This is a genomic window from Arthrobacter sp. MMS24-T111, from assembly GCF_054888995.1.
The window spans coordinates 1,408,898-1,434,642 of the sequence record NZ_JBTZRO010000001.1 but is presented as its reverse complement, the minus strand read 5'-3'; the positions used below and the strand labels follow the sequence as shown (position 1 = coordinate 1,434,642).

Below are 25,745 nucleotides of genomic sequence, written 5' to 3'. Positions count from 1 at the left end.
CCGGTCCTCCCGCCGGGGCCACCGCGAGCGCCGCGTGCCTGGTTACCGGGCGGCCGCCAGCGAAAGATGCTGCGGCTGGCCTGCCACGACCGTCGCGAGCACCCGCCCCGCCGCCAGGTCATCCGGCGCCGCCGTCAGCGGATCAATATCGAAGACCGTGAAATCGGCGCGTTTACCCACGGCGACGGAACCGGCGACCTGCCACTCCCCCGCAGCCTTGGCGGCGTGGGACGTGTAGCCTTCCAATGCCTGCCTTGCGCTAAGGGCCTGGCCCGGCACGATCGGCTGTTCCAGCGGGTGCCCGGACCGGCGCCGCAACTGTGCGTCGGCCAGGATAGGCAGCGGTTCAAACGGAGCCACGGGCCAGTCGGAACCGAGTGCAAGCGATACCCCCGCGGCCCGCAGGTCGGCGCACCGCCAGCCACGGTCCGCCCGATCCTTTCCCAGGCGGCGCGACCAATTGTCGGTCTGGTCCGCGCGCGAATAGTGCGTGCAGTGGCTGGGCTGCATGCTGGCAATCAGGCCCGACTCCGCGAACCGCCGGATCAGTGGGTCCGGGACCGTTTCAATGTGCTCAATCCGGTGCGGCGCGGGCGGCAGCCCGGCCGGCAGGGCCTCGAAGGCAGCGAGGACAGCCGCCACCCCGGCGTCGCCAATGGCATGGGTGGCCGTGGGAATCCCCCGGCCGGCAAAGAACCGGATGGCCCGCGCATACTCCGCCGGGCTCGGCCAAAACGGTGCCGTTGACTGTCCCTGGGTGTCCGGTTCGAACAGCCAGGCGGTGCCGTTGTCCACCGTGCCGTCAACGAACAGCTTGACGCCGGCCACTTCCCACCGCTTCCCGCGCACCGTTCCCACCTGCCCTGCGAGCCGCCGCCAGTCTTCCTCCCGGCTGCCGGGCATGCACCAGGGCGAAATGCGCACGCGCAGCGGCAGTCCGCCGTCGGGTCCGCGTTCCAGGTCGGCCAGGAGCTCCAGCGTCTCGCCGCCGCAGTCCATGACATGGATGCCCGTCAGGCCTGCCCTGGAAAACCCCGCAAAGACCTCGGCCAGCCGCCGCTTCCGTTCCTGGAACGTTTCCGTTGGCATGTGCGCCAGGACGAGGTCCAGCGCGGCAGCCTCAAGCAGGAGCCCGGTGGGCCTTCCGCTGCCGTCGCAGACCACTTCTGCGGCCTGGTCGAAGGCGCGCGGCCCGCTCACCCCGGCAAGGTCCAGTGCCGCACTGCTGGCCAGAGCGGAGTGGGCGTCGAACAGCCGCAGCAGGGCCGGCCGGCCCGCCACGACGTCGTCAATCAGTTCCCGGTGGGGCTGCGCTGAGCCAAAGACGTTCGGATCAAGGCCCCAGGCACGGATCCATTCCCCGGCCGGAGTTGCGTCCGCTTCCGCCCGCAGCCGGGCGCGGACGGTGGCGAGGTCGGAGGCGCCGGAAAGATCGCAGCCACGGGTCATGTCCAGCCCCATGACTGGATGGACGTGGCAGTCCACCAGGCCTGGGGTCAACACGGCATCACCGAAATCGATCAGGTTCTCCGCCGTTGCCCAGGCTTCTGCTTCCTTCCGGGTCCCGATGGCTTGGATGCGGCCGTCCCTGATGGCCACAGCCTGGGGGGCCGGGCCGGTTGCAGGCGCCGTTTCCATGGTGTGGATGGTGCCGGCGAGGATGATGAGGTCAGGATTCATGTGCTTCAAAGCTTCCAATGCGGTCGAAGGTGCCGGGACGGCGGCGGCGCACCCAGCGCGCGGCCAGCAGTCCGCCGGCGAAGACCACCGGCGTGACGAGGATGAGGATGGTGTTGGTCAGGGCGTCGGCTGCGGTGAGGAGCTCGATGTTCAAGGCGATGAGCAGGACGACGCCGAAGAGGAGTACGGCGGAGACCAGGCTGAGCGGGGCCAGGAGTTTGTTGGCGGCGGCAAGGGGGTTCCGGCGGAGGTAGAGGAATGCTGCCACCGAAACGAGGCCCTGGAGGGCCACGATGCCGAAGATTCCGGGCGTGTTCACCCAGATGAGGAGCTGCTGGTAGGGGTCCGCGTTCAGGAGGGCGCAGATGGTGATCACCGCAGCCGCCAGCAGGGTCTGCAGCTGCCCGGCGCGGTGCGGGGACCGGAACCGGGGGTGGGTGCGGCCCAGGAACGCGGGCAGGACGCCGTCCTTGGCGAGCATGTAGACGTAGCGGTTGATGGCGTTGTGGAAAGCCAGCTGGGACGCGTAGACGCTGGTGACGATCAGGACGTACATTGCGGTTTCGGCCCAAGGCCCCACGTACTGCCCAATGGTTTGGAAGAACATTCCGCCGGACAGCTCCCCGGCCGCGGCAACCACCTGGTCCTCGCCGAAAGCCTGGATGACGGTCCAGACAATGAAAGCGTAGAAGACGGACATGAACCCCACGGCGATGTACATGGCCCGTGGGACTGACCTGTCCGGGTTGCGGGCTTCGGCACGGTAGAGAACGGTGGACTCAAAGCCCATGAACGCGGCGAAGCAGATGCCAAGGATCGCCAGGACGCCGGGGCCGAAGGCTTGTTCCGGGCTGAAGGAACCAACGCTGATTCCGTGCGCGCCTCCGCTGCCCAGGATGCCTGCGCCCATCACGCCCAGGATGCCGGTCTCGGCGACCAGCAGGACGCCGAGGACTTTAGCGCCGACGTCGATCCCGCGGTACCCGAGGAACCAGACGGCCGCGACGGCTGCCAGCGCCACGACAGGCCACGGAACGTCGAGGCCGAAAAGGACATGAAGCATGTCGTGGGTCTGTACGGCGAAGAGTCCGTAGACGCCGACCTGGAGGCAGTTGTAGGAAATGATCGCCAGGATGGCCGAAGCCAGGCCCACGGTCTTGCCCAGTGAAATCGAGATGTAGGTGTAGAAGCCGCCGGAGGCTTTGACGTGCCGCGTCATGGCCATGAACCCGATGGCGAAGAGGGTCAGCACGATGCCGGCCAGGAGGTAGCCGGCAGGGGCGCCGATGCCCGCTACTCCGATCGCCACGGGGGCTACGCCGGCCATCACTGTCAGGGGTGCTGCCGCCGAGATCACCAGGAAGGCGATGCCTCCTGTTCCCAGGGCGTTGCGTTTGAGCCCGCCGTCCGCAGACGGCGTCTTGGGCTTGGTTTTGGTCTCGGACAAGGCTCGGTCCTTTCTTGGAAGCCCACTTAAACGAAAGGCTTTCGTTTAGTATGGAACCAAGTGACCTGGAGCACAAGGGTTTTTTGGCAACGGCGGATATGTGACAGGGCAGTAGGCTGGAGCGGATGTCCGAACGCAGTCAGGAGAACAGATGGGCCGCCCCCTCCTCCCCTTGATTTCCGTGGAGGCCATCACCACGGCCGCCCTGGAACTGGTTGATGAGAGCGGGGATTTCAGCTTCCCCAAGCTTGCGAAACGGATCGGCGTCAGCCAGTCCTCGATCTACAACCACGTCAGCGGGCGGGACCAGATCCTGGAACTGTTGAGGCACCGGATCATTACCGAGGAGCCGTATCCTCCAGTGGACCACCGGGACTGGGAAGCTGCGCTGCGGATACTGATCCGCACGTACCGGGACGCGTTTGCCCGCCATCCGCGGCTGGCACCCCTGATGGTGCTGCAGTCCATTACCGATGCCGACGTCATTGGCCTGTATGAGGACCTCGCACTGGCACTGGAAGCGGCCGGCTTCAAGGGCCGGGAGGTGGTGTCTGCCATTTCGACCATCGACAGTTTCGCCCTGGGCGCGGCCCTGGACCTCGCGGCTCCGGATGTGGTGTGGGATCCACCTGCGGAGGGCTATCCCGCACTCAAACGCGCCTTGGGTTTTGCCGGGCCGCCCGCAGAACGCGGAAACCACGCCTTCGATTTCGGGCTGGACGTGATCATCGGCGGCCTGCGCGCGAAGCTGGGCGGCTGAAGACCACCCAGCTCCGGGGCACGGCCTGTCAGCAGGACTCGAAGTCGGAAAGCACCTTCACTTTGCCAGCCGAGGCCGACGCCGGGTCGAACGTGTAGCCGATCCATTCCCTGGCGAGGCGGCGGGCGAGTTCGATGCCCACCACCCGCTGTCCCATGGTGAGGACCTGGCAGTCGTTCGACAAGATGGAGCGTTCCACGGAGAAGGAGTCGTGGGCGGCGGTGGCGCGGATGCCTTCGACCTTGTTGGCGGCGATGGCGACGCCGATTCCGGTGCCGCAGAACAGGATGGCCCGGTCAGCGGCGCCGTCCCGGATCATCTCGCCGGCGGCAATGCCCACGAAGGGGTAGGGCCGGGTGAAATCGTCCGGCGCGTCGCTCCGGTTGACGCCGATGTCGATGACCTCGCTGACGCGCGGATCGTTCTTCAGGTCCGCGAGGACCTTGTCCTTGTAGTCCACGCCCGCTTCGTCCGCGCCGACAATGAGCCGCAGCCCCATGGTGTTTCCTTCCCTTGTCATGACTCAGCGGCCGTCGCCGCAATGGTGGTGGCGCCGGCTTCGGCCCCGGCGGCGCCGGTGAAGTGCGGCCCCATGACGGCGAAGACCATGGCCAGCGATGTGGCGCCGGGGTCCGCCGCGCCCAGGCTCTTTTCAGCGAGGGGCCGGGCCCGGCCCTTGAGTGGCAGGAGGTCCGCGGTGGCCTCCGCGGCGATGGCCGCCTCGCGTGCCGCGTCCTGCCATGCCCGTCCCGGTTCCACGCCGTAGCCCATCGCCCGGCTGAACCCGGCAACAAACGGCAGCAGGGCGTCCACCATAGTCTTGTCCCCAGCTTCGGCTTTGCCCAGCTGGACAATCCGGTCCGCGAACGCCGTCACTGCTGCCGCCAGCGCACTGGGTGCGGGTGCGGAAGCATTGCCCACCGTCTCGCCGAAGGCCCGCAGCCCAGCACCCCACAGGACACCGGAGGTGCCACCTGCCTTGTCCGCCCAGGCGTCGCCGGCGGCAGCCAGCACATCGCCGGCGCCGGCGCCGTGGCCCAGGGCGGCGGAGGCGGCTGCGGCGGCCGCGTCGACGCCGCGGACCATGCCCCGGCCGTGGTCGCCGTCGCCGGCAATCGCATCCATTCGACCCAGCCGCTCTTCGGCGTCGTGCAGGGACGAACGGGCGGCATCAATGGCCGCTACGCAGGCGGCGGCGTACTCGCGGGAGGCGTCTGTGGCGACGAACGCAGAGACTCCCGCGCCGCCGTCGGCCGTTTCCTCGACGCCTCGGGCCCCGGTTTCCCGGGCAGCGCTGCCGCGGCGGTACGCGGGAGTCTCTGCCGGGGCAGCCCACAGGGGTTCCAGTTCCTCATCAAGCCAGGTGACGGTCAGCGAGACGCCGGCCATGTCAAGGCTGGTGACCAGTTCGCCCACCTCGGGCATCACCAGCGTGCAGCCGGCGGCGCGCAGCAGCGGCGCCACGGTCCCCCAGAGGACGAAGAGCTCCTCATGCTTGGTGGAGCCGAGGCCATTGAGGATGACGGCGACGCGGCTGCCGGCGTCCGGCGGGGTTTCGGAGAGTACGCGGGCCACCAGTTCGTGGCCCAACTCCTTGGCCGAGGGCAGGTCGGTGTCATGCAGGCCGGGTTCGCCGTGGATGCCCAGGCCCAGGCCCATCTGCCCTTCGGGCAGCGTGAACAGGGCCGATTCGGCGCCCGGGAAGGTGCACCCGGCGAAGGCGCTCCCGATGGTGCGGGTGCGTTCATTGGCCTTGCGGCCCAGGCGGACCACCTCGGCCAGGTCCGCGCCGTTCTCGGCGGCGGCGCCCATGATCTTGAAGACCGTGAAGTCACCGGCGATGCCGCGGCGTTTGGCGGATTCCGACGGCGGGGCGCTGGCGATGTCGTCAGTGACCAGGACGTTCTCCACGGCGATACCCTCGGCGGCCAGGCGCTCGCTGGCCATGCCGAAGTTCATCACGTCGCCGGCGTAGTTGCCGTAGGTGAAGACGACGCCGGCGCCGGACTCGGCGGCCTTGGCCACCGCGTAGGCCTGCTGGGCGGACGGCGAGGTGAAGATGTTGCCCACCACGGCGCCGTCGGCGAAGCCGGAGCCGACCAGCCCGGCGAAGGCCGGGTAGTGGCCCGAGCCGCCGCCGGCCAGGACTGCCACCTTGGGCTGTGCCGGCCGGAAGCGGCGGACGGCACCGCCGGGAACCTGCCGGACCAGGTCCGAGTGGACGTCGCAGAACCCGGCGAGGGCTTCTTCGGCGAAGTCGGAGGGGTCGTTGAAGATCTTTGTCATGGAGGGAGCTTTCTGGCTGGCGCCGGGGCCGGCTGTTAGTGGATGTGGCTGCCGCCGTTGATGTCAATGGTGGTGCCGGTGAGGTAGGCGGAGTCCTCGGAGGACAGGAAGGTGATCACGGAGGCCACTTCCTCGGTGGTGGCGTTCCGGCCCAGCGGGATGCCGGCGTTGATGGCTGCTTCCTGCTCCTCGGTGCTGCCCACGCGGATGTTGGTGTCCACCGCACCCGGGGTGATGGCGTTGACGGTGACGCCGGTGCTACCGAGCTCACGGGCGAGGGCCTTGGTGAAGCCCAGGATGGCCGCCTTGGCAGCGGAGTAGGGAACCTTGCCGAAGACGCCGCCGCCGCGCTGGGCGGAGACGGAGGACATGTTCACGATCCGGCCCCAGCCGTTGTCGATCATGGCGGGCAGGAAGGCCTTGGTCACCAGGTAGGTGCCGGTGGCGTTGACGTCCATGACCTTGTGCCACAGTTCCAGGGTGGTCTCCAGGAACGGAATCGGGGAGGTGATGCCGGCGATGTTGGCCAGGGCGCCAACAGGGGGCAGGTTGCCCGCTGCCACTTCGGCGGCGACGGCGCCCTGGGCGGCGGTGACGGAGGCTTCATTGGCGACGTCGATCTCGTGGCCGAACGCGGGGACATTGAATTCGTTGCCGATTTCGGCTGCGACCTTGGCGGACTTCTCGCCGTCGAGGTCCAGGATGACGATGCCCCAGCCTTCACGGGCATAACGGCGGGCGGTGGTGATGCCGATGCCCCGGTCCGAAGTTGCTCCGGTGAGGACGGCGGTGCGCTGGATGGTGGTCATGGTGGTGCTCCTTGGGTGTGTGCAGGTCAGATGAGGTCGGTGATGAAGCTTGCAGCCTTGGCGGCGGCGGCCGGGCGTTCGTCATGGGTGACGTCCCGGGTTTCCAGTTCGAGCGAGAAGTGGCCGGCATAGCCGTCGGCCGCGAGACGCTTCAGGCCCCCGGCGAAGTCGGCGTTGCCGTTGCCGATGCTGAGGTTGATGTTCCCGGGCACGGCGTCACGCAGGTGGACGTGGCTGATGAGGCCGGGGTGCCGGTCAAGGTACGCCTGGATGTCCTCGCCGGCGGCGGTGATGTGGCTGAAGTCCATGACGATTCCGACGCCGGATCCGGCCAGCCGGTCGGCCAGCAGTCCCGCACGTTCCAGGTTCCAGCAGAACCGCAGGAAGTGCAGGGATTCGGTCCAGAGTTCGACGCCGAAACCTGCAGCGCGCCGGGCCGCAGCCGCGAGCTGCCCGGCAATGAGGTCCAGGTCTTCCTCGACGTTCCGGACCGGGTTGTGGTCGAGGGCGCCGCAGGGCAGCACCAGGGCGTTGGCCCCAATGTTGGCAGTGAGGGCGAGCAGGGCGTCAAGGTGGCGCTGCCTGGCGTCCTGCCCATCGGCGTCGAGGACTGCGTTCAAGTCCCCGATGTCGCCGTTCACTGAGCGGACGCGCAGACCGGAAGCGACGACTTCCTGCGACACCGCAGCCACGGCGGCCTCGTCAAGTTCGTAGGGGACATGGTCGCAGACCCCGGGCAGGGCGCCCAGATCGATCTCTTCGAACCCCAGACCCTTCATGGTGCCCAGGGCAGTACCCAGGTCCTGGTGCCGAAAGCTGATGGATGAGCACCCAAGTCTGGAATGGAACATCATTGATCCTTTGAATCGTGCCGAGCCGTAGTGATGGGCACCACATTAGCTGCGTTAACTGTCAACAGTCAACTCTCAAAGTCGACTGTTGACAGTAAAGATGAGGTGCGTCACACTGGTCGTACCAAATTGTTAACAGTCGACAGCGGCGGAACTTCCACAGCCGCTTTTCGAAAGGGAACCACCATGAGCAAAGATGCTCTGACCATGCGCGGCCCGGTCCACGGCACCAAGGACGCCCGCCGAGTTGCCATCGGATCCGGCGTGGGGGCCGTCATCGAGACGTATGACTTCATCGGCTTCGGCACCGCTGCCGCGCTGTACTTCGGCACCGCCTTCTTCCCCGGCAGCGATCCCGTCACGGGGACCCTCGCCTCCTTCGCCACCTTGGGCGTCGGCTTCGCGGCCCGTCCGCTGGGCGGCATCATCGGCGGCCACCTGGGCGACAAGGTGGGCCGCAAGCCCGTCCTGGTCTCCTCGCTGATCCTGATGGGCCTGGCAACCTTCGCGATCGGCCTGCTCCCCACCTACTCCGCCGTCGGCCTGTTGGCTCCGGCACTGCTGGTCTTCGTCCGCATCGTCCAGGGCCTGGCCTTCGGCGCCGAATGGGGCGGCGCCATCCTGATGAGCTACGAGCATGCGCCCTGGAAGACCAAGGGCAAGTACACCGGCATCGTCCAGGCCGGCTTCCCGGTGGGCCTGCTGCTGGCCAACCTGACGTTCCTCGCGAGCGCCGGCCTCGGTGGGGAACTTGCCTGGCGCATCCCGTTCCTGGCCAGCATCGTGCTGGTCGCCGTCGGCTTGATCATCCGGTCCAAGGTTCCCGAGTCCCCGTCTTCGACGAGGTCAAGGACAGCGGCACGATCGTGAAGGCACCCATCGTCGAGGTCCTCAAGACGGACTGGCGCAACATCGTCAAGGGTATCGGCCTGCGCATCGCCGAGACCGCCGGCTACGCCGTATCCATCACCTACATGATTTCCTACCTCAACAGCCAGCACCTGGCGGACAAGACCCAAACCCTCGTCGCCCTCTGCATCGCCTCTGCCATCGGCATCTTCGCCACCCAGGCCTGGGCCGCGCTGACGGACCGCATCGGCCGCCGTCCCCTGTACATCTGGTCCACTGCCTTCGCCGCACTGTTCGCGATCCCGATGTTCCTGCTGGTCAACACCGGCCTGTTCGTCGCCATCATCCTCACCATCGCGATCTCCTACGCGGTCTGCCAGAACTCCCTGGCCGGCGCCCAGGGCGCCTGGTTCCCCGAACTCTTCCAGGCCAAGACCCGCGCCTCCGGTGCCAGCCTGGCCTACCAGATCTCCGCCATGGTTTCCGGCTTCACGCCGTTCATCACCACCTTGCTGTTCGTCAGCTTCGGCTGGATGGGCCCGGCGCTGCTCTTCGGCGCCTACGCCCTGATCGGCCTCTGGGCCGCGCTCGCCACTCGGGAAACCTGGGGCAAGCGGGAACGGCAGCTCGCTTACGAAGCCACCAAAAGCACCCCCAACACGGTCAACGCCTGAATGACCACCACGCACCAGAGAATCACGGAGCACGCAATGCCTACAGAAACCATCCAGGGCGCCGCCCCGCAGGGACAGACACAGGCCGGGGCGACCCCGGAGCGGGTGGACAAGATAAGCGCCGCCGCGTACCGCATCCGGCACCACGCCCTGAACATGGGCGAAGTCCAAGGCCAGGGCTACGTGGGGCAGGCCCTGGGGGCCGCGGACATGCTGGCCACCGTCTACGGGGACCAGCTGCGGTTCAAGGCAGAGGATCCGCACTGGGAGGCCCGCGACCGGTTCCTCCTCTCCACCGGCCACTACGCGATCGGCCACTACGCTGCCCTCGCCGAGGCCGGGATCGTCCCGGTCCAGGAGCTGGAAACCTATGGCTCCGATGATTCGCGGCTGCCGATGTCCGGGATGTCCACCTACACGCCCGGCATGGAAATCTCGGGCGGTTCGCTGGGGCACGGGCTGACCATCGCCGTCGGCATGGCTTTGGGCCTGCGCTTCCAGGGCTCCAGCGCCCGGGTTTTCAACTTCCTCTCCGACGGCGAACTGGACGAGGGCTCCACCTGGGAGGCCGCCATGGGCGCGCACCACCACCAGCTGGGCAACCTCACCGCCATGGTGGACATCAACGCCCTGCAGGCCGACGGCAAGACCGACACCGTGCTCCGCACCGAGCCGGTCACCGAAAAGTGGGAAGCGTTCGGCTGGTACACCCAGCGGGTGGACGGGAACGACGTCGGCGCGCTGCTCGCGGCGTTCGACAACGCAGCCGCCCAGGCCGCCGCCGTCGGACGTCCCTCCGTGATCCTGTGCGACACCAAGGTGGGCCGCGGCGTCCCGCTGCTGGAGGAGCGCGAAAAAGCGCACTTCATGCGCATCGAAGAACACGAATGGCAGGTCTGCCGCGAGCAGCTCACCGCCGGTTATGAAGGAAAGGCTTCAGCATGAGCACCACCACGACGACGGCCACACCCGCCAAGCCCAAGCTGAAGACCTCGGCGATGATCGCCTCCTTCGCCGACCCGGGCCAGAAGACCTCTTCCGCGCCGTTCGGGCACGCCCTGGTCAAGGCTGCGCAGGAGAACGACAAGATCGTGGGCCTGACCGCCGACCTCGGCAAATACACGGACATGCACATCTTCGCCCAGGCCTTCCCGGAGCGGTTCTTCCAGATGGGCATGGCCGAGCAGCTGCTCTTCGGCGCCGCGGCCGGACTGGCCGAAACCGGGCTGGTCCCGTTCGCGTCCACCTACTCGGTGTTCGCGGCCCGCCGCGCCTACGACTTCCTGTGCCTGGACGCTGCCGAACCAAACCTGAACGTCAACATCGTGGGCGGCCTGCCGGGCCTCACCACCGGGTACGGTCCCAGCCACCAGGCCACCGAGGACATGGCGATCTTCCGCGGCATGCCCAACCTGACCATCGTGGACCCCTGCGACTCAGTGGACATCGAGCAGGCGGTGCCGCAGCTGGCAGCTTCGGAAGGCCCCACCTACCTGCGCCTGCTGCGCGGCAACGTGCCCACCGTCCTGGACGAGTACGGTTACACCTTCGAACTCGGCAAAGCCAAAGTGCTGCGCGGCGGCAACGACGTCGTGTTCATCTCCTCCGGGCTGATGACCATGCGTGCCCTCCAGGCAGCCAAGGCGCTGGCGGCACACAACGTGGACGTCGCCGTCGTTCACACCCCCACGATCAAGCCGTTCGACGCCGAAACCGTCCTTGCGGAGCTCAATACCGACCGCCTCGCCATCACGCTGGAAAACCACTCCGTAGTGGGCGGGCTGTTCGAAGCCGTCGCCTCCGCCGTCGTCACCGCGGGGCTGGGCAAGCGCGTGGTGCCCGTGGCACTCCCGGACCAGTTCCTGGACGCCGGCGCCCTGCCCACCCTGCACGACCGCTACGGCCTGGCCACGGACCGCATCGTCGCCAAGGTCCTCGCCGAACTCGGCTAAGGCAAGGCACCCCATGGAGAATGCACGGCACCGGTCCCAAGCCGGTGCCGTGCATTCTGCCGTACTATCGAGAAACTACTCCCGACTGTAGACAGTCGACTTATGACATTGAGGACAGAAGCCATGGCCGGACTCACCGCCCCGTTGCTGGGACTGGAAAAGAAAAGCCTGCGCGAGCAGGCGCTCTCGGCGCTGCGGACCGCCATCACCAGCGGAGAACTGGAACCCGGCCGCCACCTGGTGGAAACCGAACTGTCCGAGATGCTGCAGATCAGCCGGGGCACCCTCCGCGAGGCGCTCCGCCAGCTGGAACAGGAGGGCCTGCTCTCCGCAGGCCCCCGCGGCAGGCTGTCCGTCCGGCACCTGGACGAAAAGGAAATCCGCGACATCTACTCCGTCCGCGCCGCCCTGGAATCGCTCGCCGCCCGGACCCTGTGCGAACTGCCTGACCGGCAGCAGGTCACCGACTCGCTGCACAAGGCCATTGACGCCATGGATGCCGCCGCCGGCGGCAGCCTGGAGGGACGGATCGAATCCGACCTCGAATTCCACCGCACGCTGTGCCGGCTCACCGGCAACGAAACACTGCTCCACTCCTGGGAATCCCTGGAGGGCTCCATCCGCATGTCCATCATGTTCGCCGGACTGGAAAAAGGCGTCAGCAACATGAGCGTGGACCGGCACAAGGACATTGTGGCCGCCATCGATACCGGCGATGCCGCGCTGGCCCGGAAGACCATCCTGGAACACATGGACACGGCCGCTGCCAACCTGGTGGCATAGTCCGCCGGCGGCACCAAAAACCGCGCCGCCTGTGCCTGTTTGGGAATCCTCGAAAGCTCCCGGCCGTTAACCTACTGTGCGGTAGAGTGCCGCAGCGTTAACGAGGGACGGTATGACCGCAAAGTTTGTGTCAGTTGAGGACGACGCCGGAAAGGTCACCCGGTATGCCCGCCACGACAACGGCGGCGGACTCATCGCTCCGGGAGCGAAGGTGGCCGAGAGCGCGCGGATCGGCCCCATGACCTACGTAGAGCACGGTGCGCAGGTGGGTTCAGGCTGCAGGATCGGGCACGGCAGCTGGATCGACCGTGACGCACGGATCGGTGACCGGACAGTGATCGGCGACGGCGTGCGCATCGGCCGCGGCACGGTCATCGGCAACCGGGTCCATATTGGCAGCCATTCCAGGATCGGCTCCGGCGTCCTGGTGGAGCACGGCGCCCACCTGGTCACGGACAGCACGGTGCCCGATGGCAGCGAAGTCCTCGCCGGGGCGCATTCGCGCCTGGCCGCCGCCGCCCACCGGCCGCACCGCAAAGCCAAGGGAAAACTCGCGGCGTAGGCCCCGGCCTGTTAGGGCCCGGGCACCGGCGCGGTCAGGGAACCGTACTGGCGCGCACCACCAGTTCAGCCGGATAGACCACCGGGGCCACGTGTTCCCCGGGGGAGCCGATCGCGCTGACCAAGAGGTGTCCTGCCGCTGACGCCATGTCCACCATGGGGTGCGCCACCGTGGTGAGTCCCAGGCTGTTTGATGCCTGGATGGCGTGGTTGTCGAAGCCAACCACTGCCACATCCTCCGGTACGCGCCGGCCCATGCCCCGAAGGGCATCCACGACGCCGAGCGCCATGAGGTCGGAGGCGGCGAAAACCCCGTCCACCCCGGGCGCCACGCCCAGCAGGCGCCCGGCCGCCGCGGCCCCGCCCGTCGTCGTAAAGTCCCCGTGGATGACGGGCCCGGGCTGCAGGCCCGCGTCCCGGAGTCCCTGGAGCCAGCCATCGAGGCGGTCGACGGCGGCCGTCATGTCGGTGGGGCCGGCAACAGTTGCCAGCGTGGTGCGGCCCAGGGACGCCAGGTGCCGGGCTGCCAGCCGGCCGCCCTCGAAGTTGTCCAGGTCCACGTAGGGAATTCCCGATCCCGTGTCCCATGGCCTGCCGATGAAGACGGTGGGCAGCCCCGTGGCACCCAGGGTCTCCACCCAGTCGTCCGTCCGGTGGTGGGACACCACGATGGCACCGTCCACGTGCCCGCCGCGCAGGTAGCGGAGGGTCCGGGCGGAGTCGTCCCCGGCCCGGGACATCAGCAGCACCAACTGCAGGTCGGTGCCGCGCAGCGCTTCATTGACGCCCGTGATCACGGCGGCGAAGTAGGGGTCCATCATGACCCGGGCGTCAGGTTCAGGGATGACCAGCGCCACCGAACCGGCGCGCCGGGTGACAAGGCTCCGCGCAGCGCGGTTCGGTGTGTAGCCCAACGCCACGATTGCGGCATCGACGGCGGCCTGGGCCTGCGCGCTCACCTTGGACCCGCCGTTGATGGCGCGGGAGGCGGTGGAGCGGGATACCCCGGCGGCCGACGCCAGGTCCTCCAGCGTAGGACTGGCCCGCCCTCCTCGTGGCGTGCCCGGGCGGCTGGAGTTTGCGTTCATTCCAACGACAATACGACACCAAGGGTGCGTGGGAGCGCTCCCGAAAAGCCTTGCCGGGGCAAAAACGCAATGCTACGCTTCCCCGACGGGAGCGCTCCCACCACTCGGCCCGGCTGCCCCAGCTGCCCTGGCCGTCCACCCCATCACCGACAGGACCAGCAATGCCGCTAGCCCCACGCCCTGATACACCCCAGCCCCTACCGTTACAGCGCCTGCACCGGGCCGGAACGATTGCGGCCGCCGCCGCCTTGCTCATGGGGCTCTTCGCCGCCGGCGGGGCAGCACCCGCGCAGGCCGCCGCACCAGCCCGGGGCCCGGCCGCTCAGGCACCGGCATCGCCAATGCCCCAAGCCCCGGCTCCGGCTCCGGCTCCGGCAGCAGGGAATCCGTTCGGACCAAACACCTACGTTTTCGATCCCAGCATGCCGGTGTCCCGGATCAAGGCCACGGTGGATACCATTGCGGCGCAACAAGTGGACGACGAGATGGGGACCAAGCGCTACTCCCTGCTGTTCAAGCCCGGCACCTACGGCACGGCCCAAGAGCCGCTGAGCATCCAAGTGGGGTATTCCACCGAGGTTGCGGGCTTGGGCGCTGCCCCCACCGACGTCACCATCAACGGGCACGTGGACGTCTACAACAGGTGCCTGGCCGCCGATAACTGCATCGCGCTCAACAACTTCTGGCGCTCCTTGTCCAACCTCACCATCAACGTCACCGGCCTGGAGGGCTGCCGAAGTTCCGCCAACTTCTGGGCTGCCTCCCAGGCCTCCCCCATGCGCCGGGTCAACATCACCGGCGGCAACCTCTCCCTGATGGACTACTGCACGGCCGGTCCGCAGTACGCCAGCGGCGGTTTCATCGCTGATTCAAAGACGGGCGCCGTCATCAATGGCTCCCAGCAGCAGTACCTGGTCCGCAACAGCAGCATCGGGAGCTGGTCCAACGGAGTCTGGAACCAGGTGTTCTCAGGGGTGAACGGTGCACCTGCCGATTCCTTTCCGAACCCGCCGTACACCACCTTGGACAGCACTCCCGTCAGCCGCGAGAAGCCCTACCTGACCGTGGATCCGGCCGGCCAGTACAGCGTCTTCGTGCCGGCTGTCCGCCGGGACTCGGCCGGGACCACGTGGGAGAACGGCCCTACGGCCGGCCGCAGCATCCCCCTGGCAGACTTCTATGTCGCGACGCCCGCCGATTCAGCGCAGGCCATCAACTCCCAGCTGGCCCGCGGAAAGAACCTGCTCCTGACCCCCGGGGTCTACGACGTTGACCGGAGCATTGAGGTCAAGCGGGCCGGAACCGTGGTCCTGGGACTCGGCATGACAACCCTCACTGCCGTCAACGGCTCAGTTCCCCTGACGGTGGCAGATGTTCCCGGAGTAGACATCGCCGCCGTCACGGTGGACGCCGGCGAGGTGAATTCGCCCGCCCTGATGCGCATCGGCAGGGGCAATGGGAGCGGGCCGTCCAGCTCATCCGTGCACAATGATCCGGCAAACCCCACCACGCTCCATGATGTGTTCTTCCGCGTCGGTGGACCGCACAGCGGCAAAGCCTCGGTCAGCCTGGAAGTCAACAGCGACAACGTCCTCCTGGACCACATCTGGGCCTGGCGCGCCGACCACGGGAACGGCGTCGGCTGGACCACCAACACCGGCGCGAACGGCGTGATCGTCAACGGCAACAACGTCACCGCCACGGGCCTGTTCGTGGAGCACTACCAGCAGTACAACGTCATCTGGAATGGAGAAGGCGGCAGGACGGTCTTCTTCCAGAACGAGCTGCCCTACGACGCCCCCAACCAGGCCGCGTGGCAGCATGACGGGGTCCTGGGCTGGGCAGGCTACAAGGTGGCGGACTCCGTCAAGGCCCACGAGCTCTGGGGCGGCGGCAGCTACGTTTACACCAACGTCGACCCCAGCATCCACGCAACGAGGGGTTTCGAGGTGCCGGTAACGCCGGGCGTGAAGCTGCACAGCCTTTTGACGGTGAACCTCGGCGCAGGCACGCTGGATCACGTGGTCAACGACACGGGGGCGCCGGTCTCAACCGACGCCGTGGGTGTTCCCAGCTACGTAGCCGATTTCGGCTGACCAGGCTGATTCCGTCCGGTAAGGTCCGGACCTGGCGGGCGCGGTGCCGGTGGTACCGCGCCCCGTCACTTGGTTCGGAATGCCTTGCCCTTCAGCGCCGCGCCGGCCCATACGGCCAACAGCAAGGCCACCAGCAGCAGGCCGGCGTCGCCCAGGTCGATCGATCCGAGCCACCCCGTCACGGGGTCGTCAAGGGACAACGCGGAGTGCAGGAATCCGCCCAGCGTGATCACGGCAATGAACAGGGCGGACACTGCCGAGATGCCCGTGACCACGGCGTTGAAACCGAGCTTCCGCCGGGGGTCGTCCAGCGCGGAGCGGTACATCCGCAGCATGGCCATGCCGTTCACGGAGTCGCAGAGTGTCATCGCGGCGGCAAAAGAGACCGGCAGTGCAAGCAAAGCGAACGGCGGCACTCCGGCCAGCGAGGCCGCCGTCGTCATCATCAGCAGCCCGATGGTGGTGGCAGTGTCAAAGCCCAGGCCGAACAGGAACCCGATCACGTAGATGTTCCGCGGCCGGCGCACCCTGGACAGCGGCCGGGCCAGCAGCCGCGCCACCGCGCCTTGCGATTCCAGGTCCCCGGGCTCGACGGCGGCGCCTTTGCGGGCGCGGCGGTAGGCGCCGGCGGAGCGGACGAAGGCGGAACCGTTGAACAGTCCCATGGCCAGCAGGAACAGGCCGGACACGCCGCTGCCGATCAGGCCCAGGACCAGGTTGCCGGCCGAACCGTCCTGCATCAGTCCACCCACCAGGGATACTCCCGCGATGACCAGCACCCCGGCGAGGGCCACCACGGAGCTGTGCCCCAGGCTGAAGGCGAAGCCAACACTGACCGGGTCTTGACGCTGCGCCACAAACTTGCGGGTGGAGTTGTCGATGGCTGCCAGGTGGTCCCAGTCGTAGCTGTGCTTCACGCCGGCCAGGTAGGCGGTGAGGAACAGGCCCCAGGTCAGCGGTTGCCCGCCGCCGGCGGCCGTGCCGGCGAGCAGGAGGACGACGGCGGCGGCGTGCAGTGCGGCCACCGCGCCGAAAGTGAACAGAACGCGGGTCCGGAGCGGCAGGGAGTCCCGGTCCCGGTAGAGCGCGGCGATGCTGGTCATCAGTGCTTCCTCAGGTCCAGCGGGCCTTGGCCGAACCAGCGACTGCGCAGGAGGTCGGTGCAGGACCGGAGCAGCCGGTTCAGTTCGTCGGTGCTGTTGGAGAGGCTCCGCAGAACCAGCCCGGTGGTCCCCGCAGCTGGGCGCGTCAGTGAGATGCCTGTCAGCGCGTCGCGGCCGGCGGTGAGCCCGTGCAGTTCGTCGGCGAGCGCCTGGTCAACCCTCGCATCCACTACCACCAGGGACCCGAGGTGGCTGTGGCCTTCCATGAATCCGAGCCCGGTAACGTCGTGCAGTGGCGGCCGGATCAGCAGGTTGTCCAGCGCCAGCAGGTGGGTTCCGCCGTCGGTTTCGACGCGGATTTCGTTGCGCAGCCGCACTTCCCGGTACTGGAAAGCCGAACCGTCCGGCGACCAGCCGGGAGTGACCACCTCAGCCATGACCAGGGACGACGACGGCCGCAGTGTCACGGAGGTCCGCTGCCGGTAGCTGGCCTCGCGGTAGGCGATGAGCTGGTCCGGCAAGGATTCCAGCCGCGCCCCCTCCCCCAGCCGCACCGCCATCCGCTGCTCGGCAAACGACCCGGGAGTCCGATAAACCTTGGTAGCCGACTGCGTAGTGAGCAGCAGGGAAGCAGAGTCACCCACCTCGACATCCACCAAGAACAGGTCAGCCCCCAGATAGGCCCCACCAGGATTCACAACGACATAACAAACCTGCCCCGAGTCATCGAGGTAGTGAGGCCGGAGTACCCGAAGGGCCCCCTCATGGAACTGATGTGAGGCAAGGGACCTCCGCCCGCGCACCTCGACGCCCAACTCCAAACGCCCTCTCACTGGGCGAACAGCGAACGCGGATGAAGGGGGCCGCGGCGTGGCGGGCACCGCGAAGCGGGCACGGCCCCCTTCATCCGCGGGCGCCTCCCAAGGTGATTGGACGCTGGAACTGTTGGAGGTCATTGCGCCAGATCGAGCATCAGGACGTCGTGCCGGATCCAGTCGATGACCTTGTCCAGGCCCTCGTCAGTTTTCAGGTTGGTGAAGCAGAACGGTTTGTTGCCGCGGAATTCCTTGGAGTCCCGCTCCATGATGGCCAGGTCAGCGCCGACGTGGGGTGCGAGGTCGGTTTTGTTGATGATGAAGAGGTCGGACTTGATCATGCCTTGGCCGGCTTTGCGGGGGATCTTTTCGCCTTGGGCCACGTCGATGATGTAGATGGAGAAGTCGACGAGTTCCGGGCTGAAGGTGGCGGAAAGGTTGTCGCCGCCGGATTCTACGAAGATGACCTGCAGGTCGGGGTGGCGGGTTTTGAGTTCCTCGATGGCGGCGGTGTTCATGGAGGTGTCTTCGCGGATGGCGGTGTGCGGGCAGCCGCCGGTTTCGACGCCGATGATCCGGTCCACGGGGAGGATGCCGTTGGCGGCAAGGATTTTGGCGTCCTCAATGGTGTAGATGTCGTTGGTGATGGCGGCCATGGAGATTTCCCCGCTCATGTGCCGGGTGAGCCGCTCCACGAGCTGCGTCTTTCCTGCACCGACGGGTCCGCCGACGCCGATCTTGATGGGTTCAGGCATGTGTCCTCCTTTGACTCAAAAGCACGGTATTTTCAAGCACGGTCAGCTCATGAACATGCGGGCACGTTGGCGTTCGTGCCTCATTTGCGATATTTCCAGGCCGGGGCTGACGGCCCCAAAGTCGTCCGGCGTGAGGTGAGCGATCCTGTCGATGGCGGCAGCGACGTCGTCGTGCGCTGCCCGCAGCACCCGCTGCCCGGCGTTTTGGCCCAGCGGAATGGCGCGCACGGCGTTCTGCGTCAGCGAGGTGACGGTGGCGAAAAGGTAGGCGGCGAGCGCCTCCTGGAGCGGAACGTCCAGGGAGCGGGCGACGACGGCGAACGCGAGCGGCTGGTGCCCTGCGGCCCGGCCGCTGGCCACTGAGTCCCGGTACAGTTCGAGCCCAGGTGAGGGAAACACTTCAGCACCGATTTCCAATAACCGGAGCCCCATTTTGCAGCTCGCCTCCCGCACCTGCCGGGGCAAGAGAGAAGCAGAAAGAAGAGAATCCAGCTCCCCACATCGGCCCCCGCATAAAGAAGCCGAATCGCCAGCCCATCCGAGTAAGTCAGCTGCTGCGACACAAAAGCGGACAGCCACCTACCAAACGAAGCCTCATCTAAAACGAGCTTCCCGCTCGATGTAGGTTTCGAAACCCAAAGAGTGCGCAAAAGCCCCAGTAGGAAGCGCAGAGTCAGTGAGCTGCTGCAGCGCCAGCTGATAGCTGCCGACACTGGCGGTGGCGGGTGAAGGGGGCTGCGGCGTGGTGGGCACCGCGAAGCGGGCCCAGCCCCCTTCACCCGCCACCGCACCCAAGGTGCCGCTGATACTAGTGCGAGTGTTCAGCATGGCGGAAAGGCACAGGCATGACGCGTTCCTGGCGGGTGTAGGGCACTGAGTTGTGGCGGAGGTAGTCCTCGACGGTGTGGTCGTAGGCGCACACCATGACGTCGGCCCCGTATTCGGAGGACGCGTCGAAGAACTGTGCCTGGAGGTGCCTGTTGCCGAGGGAGTGTGCGGTGACGCCCATTTCGTGGATGGTGCGGGGCGCAATGACCAGGACGTCGGTGGGCAGCACCGAGACCACGATCATGTTGGAATCCTCCACGTGGAGGATGTCGCCATCGCGCAGGTCCCCGGACCCGGCGGGCAGGCGGATGCCGATCTCCTTGCCGTGGTCCGTGGTGGCGCGCTGGATGCGTTTGACCAGCTGGGCGCTGGGCAGAACCACCTTTTCCTGGTGCAGTCCGGCGTAGGCCCCGGGCTCCGGAAGTTCGTGCAGGTTGCCGAGGACTTTGTCGATGATCATGGGGTTTCTCCGGCTCTAGAACAGGAAGTAGCGCTGTGCCATGGGCAGGACGTCGGAGGGTTCGCAGGTGACGTCCTCGCCGTCGACCGTCACTTGGTAGGTTTCCGGGTCCACCTGGATGTCGGGGGTTGCGTCGTTGTATTTGAGGTCGGCTTTGGTGAGGTTGCGGATGCCGGAGACGGGCCGGATGACCTTCTCCAGCCCCAATTCCCCGGGCACGCCGGCGTCGATCGCTGCCTGGGACAGGAAGGTGATGGAGGACTGCTGCATCGCCTTGCCGAACGTGGCGAACATGGGCCGCATGGTGCGCGGCTGCGGTGTGGGAATGGACCCGTTGGAGTCCCCCATGAGGGCGTAGGCAATCTGGCCGCCCTTGAGCACCAGTTCTGGTTTGACGCCGAAGAAGGCCGGGTCCCAGAGCACGAGGTCGGCGAATTTGCCCACTTCCACGGAGCCCACCGAGTCCGCGATGCCCTGCGCGATGGCCGGGTTGATCGTGTACTTGGCCACGTAGCGTTTGAGCCGGAAGTTGTCGCTGCCGGGTGAGCCGTGGCTGCCCGGGCCGGTCCCGCCGCCGCCCTCGTCCAAGGCTCCGCGCTGCTTCTTCATCTTGTCCGCCACCTGCCAGGTGCGGGTGATGACCTCGCCCACCCGGCCCATGGCCTGGGAATCGGAGGAGGTGATGGAGAAAATGCCCAGGTCCTGCAGGACGTCCTCGGCGGCGATGGTCTCGGCGCGGATGCGGGAGTCCGCGAAGGCCACGTCCTCGGGGATGTCCGGGTTGAGGTGGTGGCACACCATGAGCATGTCCAGGTGCTCTTCGATGGTGTTGCGGGTGTAAGGCAGGGTGGGGTTGGTGGAGGCGGGCAGGACGTTGGGCATGCCGGCGATCTTGATGATGTCCGGCGCGTGCCCGCCGCCGGCGCCTTCGGTGTGGAAGGTGTGGATCACGCGCCCGTTGATGGCCCGGATGGTGTCCTCCACGAAACCGCACTCGTTCAGGGTGTCGGTGTGGATGGCCACCTGGACGTCGTATTCGTCGGCGACGGTGAGCGAGGTGTCGATCGAGGAGGTGGTGGATCCCCAGTCCTCGTGGACTTTCAGTCCGATGGCGCCGGCACGGATCTGCTCGGCAAGGGGTTCGGTGGCGGACGCGTGGCCTTTTCCGAACAGGCCGATGTTCATGGGCAGCCCTTCGGCTGCCTGCAGCATCCGCTGGATGTGCCACTTTCCGGGGGTCACGGTGGTGGCCTTGGTGCCTTCGGCCGGCCCGGTGCCGCCTCCGATCATGGTGGTCACGCCGCTGGCCAGGGCGGTGGGCACCTGGTCCGGTGAGATGAAGTGGATGTGGGTGTCGATGCCGCCGGCGGTAAGGATCTTCCGTTCCCCGGCGATGATTTCAGTGCTGGCCCCGATGACGATGTCCACGCCGTCGGTGATCTGCGGGTTGCCCGCCTTGCCGATGCGGAAGATGTGGCCGTCCTTGATGGCCACGTCCGCTTTGTAGATGCCGGTGTAGTCAAGGATGACGGCGTTGGTGATGACGGTGTCGGGGATGTCCTCATCATGGGTGGCCTGGCCGTTCTGGCCCATGCCGTCGCGGATCACCTTGCCGCCGCCGAACACCACTTCCTCACCGTAGGCGGTGAAGTCTTTTTCGATCTCGAGGAACAGGTCGGTGTCCGCCAGGCGGATCTTGTCCCCAGCGGTGGGGCCGTAGAGGTCCGCGTATTGCCGGCGTGGAATCTCGAAGCTCACTTGGCGCCCCCGTCCAGGCGGGTGCCGCCGTCGAGCTTTCCGTTGACGGCGTTGCTGAGTCCGTAGACCTCGCGTGCGCCGGCCAGTTCGATCAGCCGCACGCTGCGGGAGTCGCCGGGTTCGAACCGGGCAGCTGTTCCGGCCGGAATGTCCAGGCGCCGGCCGTAGGCTGCCTCCCGGTCAAAGGACAGGGCGGCGTTGGCCTCGGCGAAGTGGAAGTGGGAGCCCACCTGGACGGGCCGGTCACCGGTGTTGGTCACCGCCACCTCAATCGCGTCCCTGCCGGCGTTCGCCGTCACGGGTTCGGGCCGGAGGATGTACTCGCCTGGAATCATTACGGCGCTCCTTAGCGGATTGGGTTGTGGACGGTGACCAGCTTGGTGCCGTCGGGGAAGGTGGCCTCGATCTGCACGTCATGGATCATCTCGGGCACCCCTTCCATGACGTCGTCACGGCCCAGCAGGGTGGTGCCGTAGCTCATGAGCTCGGCCACGGTCCTGCCGTCCCGGGCGCCTTCGATCAGTTCGTAGCTGATGATGGCCACCGCTTCGGGGTAGTTGAGCTTCAGTCCCCGCCCCTGGCGGCGGCGGGCGAGGTCGGCGGCCACCACGATCAGGAGCTTTTCCTGCTCACGCGGCATCAGATGCATGGGGTTCCCTTCGACGGCCTGGGGCGTGCTGCCAGCCTAGGCCGGTCACGTTTCCGCCACGTTTCAGGTCCATCATCCGGACGGAACGCTAGGGTGCGGATTCCCGGATCTTCAGCTCAAATCCCGATTCCATGTGCACGCCCTGCCCGGATGTTTCACGCCCGCCGATCCGGTCCAGCAGCAGGGTGATCGAACGCTCCGCGATCTCATCCATGCCCGGGGAGACGGTGGTCAGGGACGGGGACGCGAAACGGGCTTCGTCAATGTCGTCAAAGCCGGCGACCGCCACGTCCGCCGGCACATTTACGCCCTTGATCAGCAGTTCGTGCATGGCGCCCAATGCCAGGACGTCGTTCAAGCCGAAGACGGCGTCGAACTGCACGCCGGAGGCCATCAGGCCGGCCACGGCGGCGGCACCTGTGTCGCGGCGCCATTCGGCGGGGGCCACCAGGTCGGCGTCGAATTGGACGCCCGCCTGTTCCAGCGCCTTCCGGTACCCGTTCATGCGCAGTCCCGCGGTCCCGGTGGACTCCCCCGGGTGGGCGCCGATCACTGCAATACGACGGCGGCCGGCCTGGAGCAGGTGCGTGGTCAGCGCAGCCGCGGCTTCCTCGTTCTTCATGGTGACCAGGTCGAAGCGGGGGTCCATGATGTGCTCGCCGAGCATCACCAGGGGTTTGGTGCCGGCGCGGGCGGCGATGGCGTCGGCGTCCAGCACCAGCGGGGTGAAGAGCAGCCCGTCGGTGAGCTGCCGGAACGTCCCGTGCAGGGCACTGAGTTCAACGGAAGCCTCAGCGCCGGACTGTTCCACCAGCACCCGGTAGCCATGGCGTGATGCGGCCTTCATCAGCCTGGACGCCAGTTCCGCGTAATAGGGCGCCGAGAGGTCGGAGAGCACCAGGCCCAGCATGGACGTCTTGCCCGAGCGCAGGCTGCGGGCGGTGAGGTTGGCCTCATACCCCAGTTCAGCAATGGCGTCCTGCACACGCTGCTTGGTGGCCGGGCGGATGAACTCGTAGTCGTTCAGGACGTTCGAGACCGTTTTGAGCGAAACGCCGGCCGCGCGGGCGACGTCGTTCATGGTGACTGCCATTAACGTTCTTTTCCTGCCTTCGCCGCCGCCTTGGCCGCTTGCTTGCTGGCCCGCACCTTGGCCAGGGATTCCGGGTCCACGATGTCCGCCACGGACAGATAGGAGCCCTCTTCCCCGTAATGGCCGGCCGCTTCCCGCCACCCGGGCGCGTCAAGGCCCCGCTGCTTGCCCAGCAGGGCCAGGAAGATCTTTGCTTTTTGCTCACCGAAGCCGGGCAGCGCCTTGAGCCGCTTCAACACCTCTGCACCGTCGGGTGAGCCCTTGGTCCAGATGGCTGCGGCGTCGCCGTCCCAGTCGTTCCGGACAGCCTCGGCGAGTGCCTGCACCCTGCCGGCCATGGATCCGGGGAAGCGGTGGACGGCGGGCCGTTCCTTGAATATTTCCACGAAGTCCGCGGGGTCGTGCCCGGCGATGGCCTCGGGCGCCAGGGTGCCCATCCGGGTCCTGATCTTTTCCGGTCCGGCGAAGGCAGATTCCATGGTGACCTGCTGGTCCAGCAGCATGCCGGTCAGCAGGGCGAAGGCGTCCTCACTCAACAACTTGTCCGCGGCGGGATCGCCCGTGATGTGCAGTTCCATGCCGTCCATCCTCCCACCTGCGGGCCGCCGTCGTCATGGGGACACCTCCGCCCTGGCACGCAGCCCGGTCAGGCCTCCACGGCAAGCCGGATCATGGACCAGGACACGGCCGGGAGCTGGGCCGTAAGGTGTCCGCCGTCGGCCCTGGCCGTGACGTTCTCCGCAGGCAGGACCGAGCTGGAATCGTCGGCCGTGGCCTGCCAGTAGGGGTCCTTGTTGGAGTATGTCAGCGCCTCGATGACCCGGACGTTGCCCAGGCCCCCGACGGCGGCGTCAAGGGTGAGTGCCCCGGCGGCCGAGCGGTTGACGGCGAACACCACTGCCTCGCCCTTTGCCGCGTCATAGGTGGCGACGGCGGACAGGGCGGCGAAGTCGGCCGTCGTGCCGCCGCTGACAAGGGGGGATTCGACGGCGAGCTGCAGGACCGTGCCGGACGCATGCCGGGAAGTCAGGGCGAACGGGTGGAAGGTGGTCTGCTTCCAGGACCGGCCGCCGGGTTCGGTCATGATGGGGGCGATGACGTTCACCAGTTGCGCCAGGCTTGCCGAGTGGACGCGGTCCGTGTTCCGGAGCAGCGTGACCAGGAGGTCCCCCACCACCACGGCGTCGGCCACCGTGTAGGTGTCTTCCAGCAGGACCGGGGCCACGGGCCAGTCGCTTCCGCTGGGGACTTTGGATTCGCCGCGGCTCATGTGCCAGACGTTCCATTCGTCGAAGGAGATGTTGACCTGTTTGGTGGACTTTCGGACGGACTTCACGTGGTCGATGTGGCTGACGATGTCCCGGATGAAGGCTTCCATCTTGTGCCCGGCGGCGAGGTGTTCCTGGAGGTCGCCGGAGTCTTCGAAGTACTGGTGCGCGGAGACCAGGTCCACCACGTCGTAGGTTTCGGTCAGGACCACACGCTCCCACTCGCCGAACGTGGGCATCGTGGGGCCGGAGCTGCCGCAGGCCACGAGTTCCAGGCCGGGATCGATCATGCGCATTCCGCGGGCGGTGTCCGCGGCCAGCCTGCCGTACTCCTGGGCGTTCTTGTGCCCGATCTGCCAGGGGCCGTCCATTTCGTTGCCCAGGCACCACATCCTGATGCCGTAGCCGTTGGCGGCACCGTTGGCGCGTCGCTGCTCGGAGAGGGCGGTGCCGCCGTCAATGTTGCAGTACTCCAGCAGGTCAAGGGCCTCCTGGACGCCGCGCGTGCCCAGGTTCACGGCCATCATGGGCTCCACGCCGGCCTTGGCGGACCACTTGGCGAACTCGTCCACGCCCACGGAGTTGGGATCGGTGGAGTGCCAGGCCAAATCCAGCCGGACAGGCCGCTGGTCCACCGGTCCCACGCCGTCCTCCCAACGGTATCCGGAGACGAAGTTGCCGCCGGGATACCGCACCGTGGAAACGCCCAGTTCACGGGTGAGCTCAAGTACGTCCTTCCGGAAGCCGTCCTCGTCGGCGTCAGGGTGGTCCGGTTCGAAAATTCCGGTGTACACGCAGCGCCCGAGGTGCTCAACGAAGGCGCCGAAGGTGCGCCGCCGGACAGGGCCCACGGTGAAGGCGGGATCGATGGTGATCGTTGCCGGGGTGGATTCTGCTGGGGTCACGAAAACATCCTTGTCTCAATTTTTACAACGTTATAGAAACATTGTTTGCGGTTCTGTCCGGCGAGTCAAGGAAACGGGGGTGTCCGTCGTGCCTGTCCTCTCCCGGCACCCTCGCCCGGCGGGGCAGGAGCCCACCTGCGGCAACGGCCCAAAAGGCATCGCAGGAGCAGGATTCCAAGTACTGCCCCATCCCAAAAACAGGTACCAGCTACGCATTCACCGGGCGCTTCCCGGCCACTAAATTCTTCCCAGAGGCAATACCAATTCCGGCTTTC

At 67.0% G+C, this 25,745-nt stretch carries 23 protein-coding genes and 2 pseudogenes; 7 read left to right on the top strand and 18 right to left on the bottom strand.

What is annotated here, in order from left to right:
* Nucleotides 1-42: 42 nt before the first annotated feature.
* Together ACX5I6_RS06650 and ACX5I6_RS06645 are read right to left on the bottom strand one after the other, a co-directional pair.
* Nucleotides 43-1,680 carry an amidohydrolase gene (locus ACX5I6_RS06650; RefSeq protein WP_461839920.1) on the bottom strand — a complete coding sequence of 546 codons (1,638 nt, stop codon included), beginning with the start codon at nucleotides 1,678-1,680 and terminating at the stop codon, nucleotides 43-45.
* The gene (locus ACX5I6_RS06645) at nucleotides 1,670-3,127 is read right to left on the bottom strand and encodes an APC family permease (protein ID WP_461839919.1); all 1,458 of its coding nucleotides are present in this window, start codon (nucleotides 3,125-3,127) and stop codon (nucleotides 1,670-1,672) included. Before ACX5I6_RS06645 ends, ACX5I6_RS06650 begins: the two co-directional genes overlap by 11 nt.
* A 151-nt stretch (nucleotides 3,128-3,278) precedes the next feature.
* On the opposite strand from ACX5I6_RS06645, the gene ACX5I6_RS06640 reads away from it, so the two are divergent.
* Nucleotides 3,279-3,887 (top strand): TetR/AcrR family transcriptional regulator, encoded by a 609-nt coding sequence (locus ACX5I6_RS06640; protein WP_461839918.1) that lies wholly within the window; start codon nucleotides 3,279-3,281, stop codon nucleotides 3,885-3,887.
* A 28-nt stretch (nucleotides 3,888-3,915) separates the two neighbouring features.
* Here ACX5I6_RS06640 and ACX5I6_RS06635 read toward each other — a convergent pair whose 3' ends face one another.
* From ACX5I6_RS06635 to ACX5I6_RS06620, 4 genes are read right to left on the bottom strand one after another with little or no spacing between them, the layout of a single operon-like run.
* Nucleotides 3,916-4,407, bottom strand: a complete 492-nt coding sequence (locus tag ACX5I6_RS06635; RefSeq protein WP_461839917.1) for an RpiB/LacA/LacB family sugar-phosphate isomerase — start codon at nucleotides 4,405-4,407, stop codon at nucleotides 3,916-3,918.
* Nucleotides 4,404-6,173: a dihydroxyacetone kinase family protein gene (locus ACX5I6_RS06630; protein ID WP_461839916.1), complete on the bottom strand. Its 1,770-nt coding sequence runs from the start codon at nucleotides 6,171-6,173 to the stop codon at nucleotides 4,404-4,406. The genes ACX5I6_RS06635 and ACX5I6_RS06630 overlap by 4 nt, the downstream gene beginning before the upstream one ends.
* A gap of 35 nt (nucleotides 6,174-6,208) precedes the next feature.
* A complete protein-coding gene (locus tag ACX5I6_RS06625) occupies nucleotides 6,209-6,982 on the bottom strand; it encodes an SDR family NAD(P)-dependent oxidoreductase (protein WP_461839915.1) in 774 nt (257 codons plus the stop codon).
* A 26-nt stretch (nucleotides 6,983-7,008) separates the two neighbouring features.
* Nucleotides 7,009-7,833, bottom strand: coding sequence for a sugar phosphate isomerase/epimerase family protein (locus tag ACX5I6_RS06620; RefSeq protein ID WP_461839914.1), 825 nt, complete (start codon nucleotides 7,831-7,833; stop codon nucleotides 7,009-7,011).
* 186 nt (nucleotides 7,834-8,019) lie between these two features.
* On the opposite strand from ACX5I6_RS06620, the pseudogene ACX5I6_RS06615 reads away from it, so the two are divergent.
* The 5 genes and pseudogenes from ACX5I6_RS06615 (at nucleotide 8,020) to ACX5I6_RS06595 (ending at nucleotide 12,653) form a co-directional block, all read left to right on the top strand.
* Nucleotides 8,020-9,356 (top strand): annotated as a pseudogene (locus ACX5I6_RS06615) (MFS transporter).
* 36 nt (nucleotides 9,357-9,392) lie between these two features.
* Nucleotides 9,393-10,301 (top strand): transketolase, encoded by a 909-nt coding sequence (locus ACX5I6_RS06610; protein ID WP_461839913.1) that lies wholly within the window; start codon nucleotides 9,393-9,395, stop codon nucleotides 10,299-10,301.
* The gene (locus ACX5I6_RS06605; RefSeq protein WP_461839912.1) at nucleotides 10,298-11,308 is read left to right on the top strand and encodes a transketolase family protein; all 1,011 of its coding nucleotides are present in this window, start codon (nucleotides 10,298-10,300) and stop codon (nucleotides 11,306-11,308) included. Before ACX5I6_RS06610 ends, ACX5I6_RS06605 begins: the two co-directional genes overlap by 4 nt.
* A gap of 123 nt (nucleotides 11,309-11,431) precedes the next feature.
* Nucleotides 11,432-12,091, top strand: coding sequence for a GntR family transcriptional regulator (locus ACX5I6_RS06600; protein WP_285246947.1), 660 nt, complete (start codon nucleotides 11,432-11,434; stop codon nucleotides 12,089-12,091).
* A 112-nt stretch (nucleotides 12,092-12,203) separates the two neighbouring features.
* Nucleotides 12,204-12,653: a transferase gene (locus ACX5I6_RS06595; RefSeq protein ID WP_285246820.1), complete on the top strand. Its 450-nt coding sequence runs from the start codon at nucleotides 12,204-12,206 to the stop codon at nucleotides 12,651-12,653.
* Between the two features lie 34 nt (nucleotides 12,654-12,687).
* On the opposite strand, the gene ACX5I6_RS06590 is transcribed toward ACX5I6_RS06595, so the two are convergent.
* A complete protein-coding gene (locus tag ACX5I6_RS06590) occupies nucleotides 12,688-13,740 on the bottom strand; it encodes a LacI family DNA-binding transcriptional regulator (protein ID WP_461839911.1) in 1,053 nt (350 codons plus the stop codon).
* 254 nt (nucleotides 13,741-13,994) lie between these two features.
* Here ACX5I6_RS06590 and ACX5I6_RS06585 point away from each other — a divergent pair, with 254 nt between their 5' ends.
* Complete coding sequence (locus tag ACX5I6_RS06585; protein ID WP_461841679.1) at nucleotides 13,995-15,836, top strand: adenylyl cyclase; 1,842 nt, start codon at nucleotides 13,995-13,997, stop codon at nucleotides 15,834-15,836.
* A 65-nt stretch (nucleotides 15,837-15,901) separates the two neighbouring features.
* Here ACX5I6_RS06585 and ACX5I6_RS06580 read toward each other — a convergent pair whose 3' ends face one another.
* From ACX5I6_RS06580 to arfA, 11 genes and pseudogenes are all read right to left on the bottom strand, one after another.
* A complete protein-coding gene (locus ACX5I6_RS06580) occupies nucleotides 15,902-16,939 on the bottom strand; it encodes a HoxN/HupN/NixA family nickel/cobalt transporter (RefSeq protein WP_461839910.1) in 1,038 nt (345 codons plus the stop codon).
* Entirely contained in the window at nucleotides 16,939-17,895 is a 957-nt protein-coding gene (locus ACX5I6_RS06575; RefSeq protein WP_461839909.1) for an urease accessory protein UreD, read from the bottom strand. The genes ACX5I6_RS06580 and ACX5I6_RS06575 overlap by 1 nt, the downstream gene beginning before the upstream one ends.
* Nucleotides 17,892-18,509 (bottom strand): urease accessory protein UreG, encoded by a 618-nt coding sequence (gene ureG, locus ACX5I6_RS06570; protein WP_461839908.1) that lies wholly within the window; start codon nucleotides 18,507-18,509, stop codon nucleotides 17,892-17,894. The genes ACX5I6_RS06575 and ureG overlap by 4 nt, the downstream gene beginning before the upstream one ends.
* A gap of 42 nt (nucleotides 18,510-18,551) precedes the next feature.
* Nucleotides 18,552-19,205, bottom strand: a pseudogene (locus tag ACX5I6_RS06565) (urease accessory protein UreF).
* A gap of 112 nt (nucleotides 19,206-19,317) precedes the next feature.
* A complete protein-coding gene (gene ureE / locus ACX5I6_RS06560; RefSeq protein ID WP_461839907.1) occupies nucleotides 19,318-19,797 on the bottom strand; it encodes an urease accessory protein UreE in 480 nt (159 codons plus the stop codon).
* A gap of 15 nt (nucleotides 19,798-19,812) precedes the next feature.
* Nucleotides 19,813-21,555, bottom strand: a complete 1,743-nt coding sequence (gene ureC, locus ACX5I6_RS06555; protein WP_461839906.1) for an urease subunit alpha — start codon at nucleotides 21,553-21,555, stop codon at nucleotides 19,813-19,815.
* Complete coding sequence (locus ACX5I6_RS06550) at nucleotides 21,552-21,890, bottom strand: urease subunit beta (protein WP_285246813.1); 339 nt, start codon at nucleotides 21,888-21,890, stop codon at nucleotides 21,552-21,554. Before ACX5I6_RS06550 ends, ureC begins: the two co-directional genes overlap by 4 nt.
* Nucleotides 21,891-21,901: 11 nt before the next feature.
* A complete protein-coding gene (locus ACX5I6_RS06545; RefSeq protein ID WP_285246812.1) occupies nucleotides 21,902-22,204 on the bottom strand; it encodes an urease subunit gamma in 303 nt (100 codons plus the stop codon).
* 88 nt (nucleotides 22,205-22,292) lie between these two features.
* Complete coding sequence (locus ACX5I6_RS06540; RefSeq protein ID WP_461839905.1) at nucleotides 22,293-23,297, bottom strand: LacI family DNA-binding transcriptional regulator; 1,005 nt, start codon at nucleotides 23,295-23,297, stop codon at nucleotides 22,293-22,295.
* Entirely contained in the window at nucleotides 23,297-23,884 is a 588-nt protein-coding gene (locus ACX5I6_RS06535; RefSeq protein WP_461839904.1) for an HhH-GPD-type base excision DNA repair protein, read from the bottom strand. Before ACX5I6_RS06535 ends, ACX5I6_RS06540 begins: the two co-directional genes overlap by 1 nt.
* A gap of 59 nt (nucleotides 23,885-23,943) precedes the next feature.
* Nucleotides 23,944-25,470 carry an arabinosylfuranosidase ArfA gene (gene arfA / locus ACX5I6_RS06530; RefSeq protein WP_461839903.1) on the bottom strand — a complete coding sequence of 509 codons (1,527 nt, stop codon included), beginning with the start codon at nucleotides 25,468-25,470 and terminating at the stop codon, nucleotides 23,944-23,946.
* Between the last annotated feature and the right edge of the window lie 275 nt (nucleotides 25,471-25,745).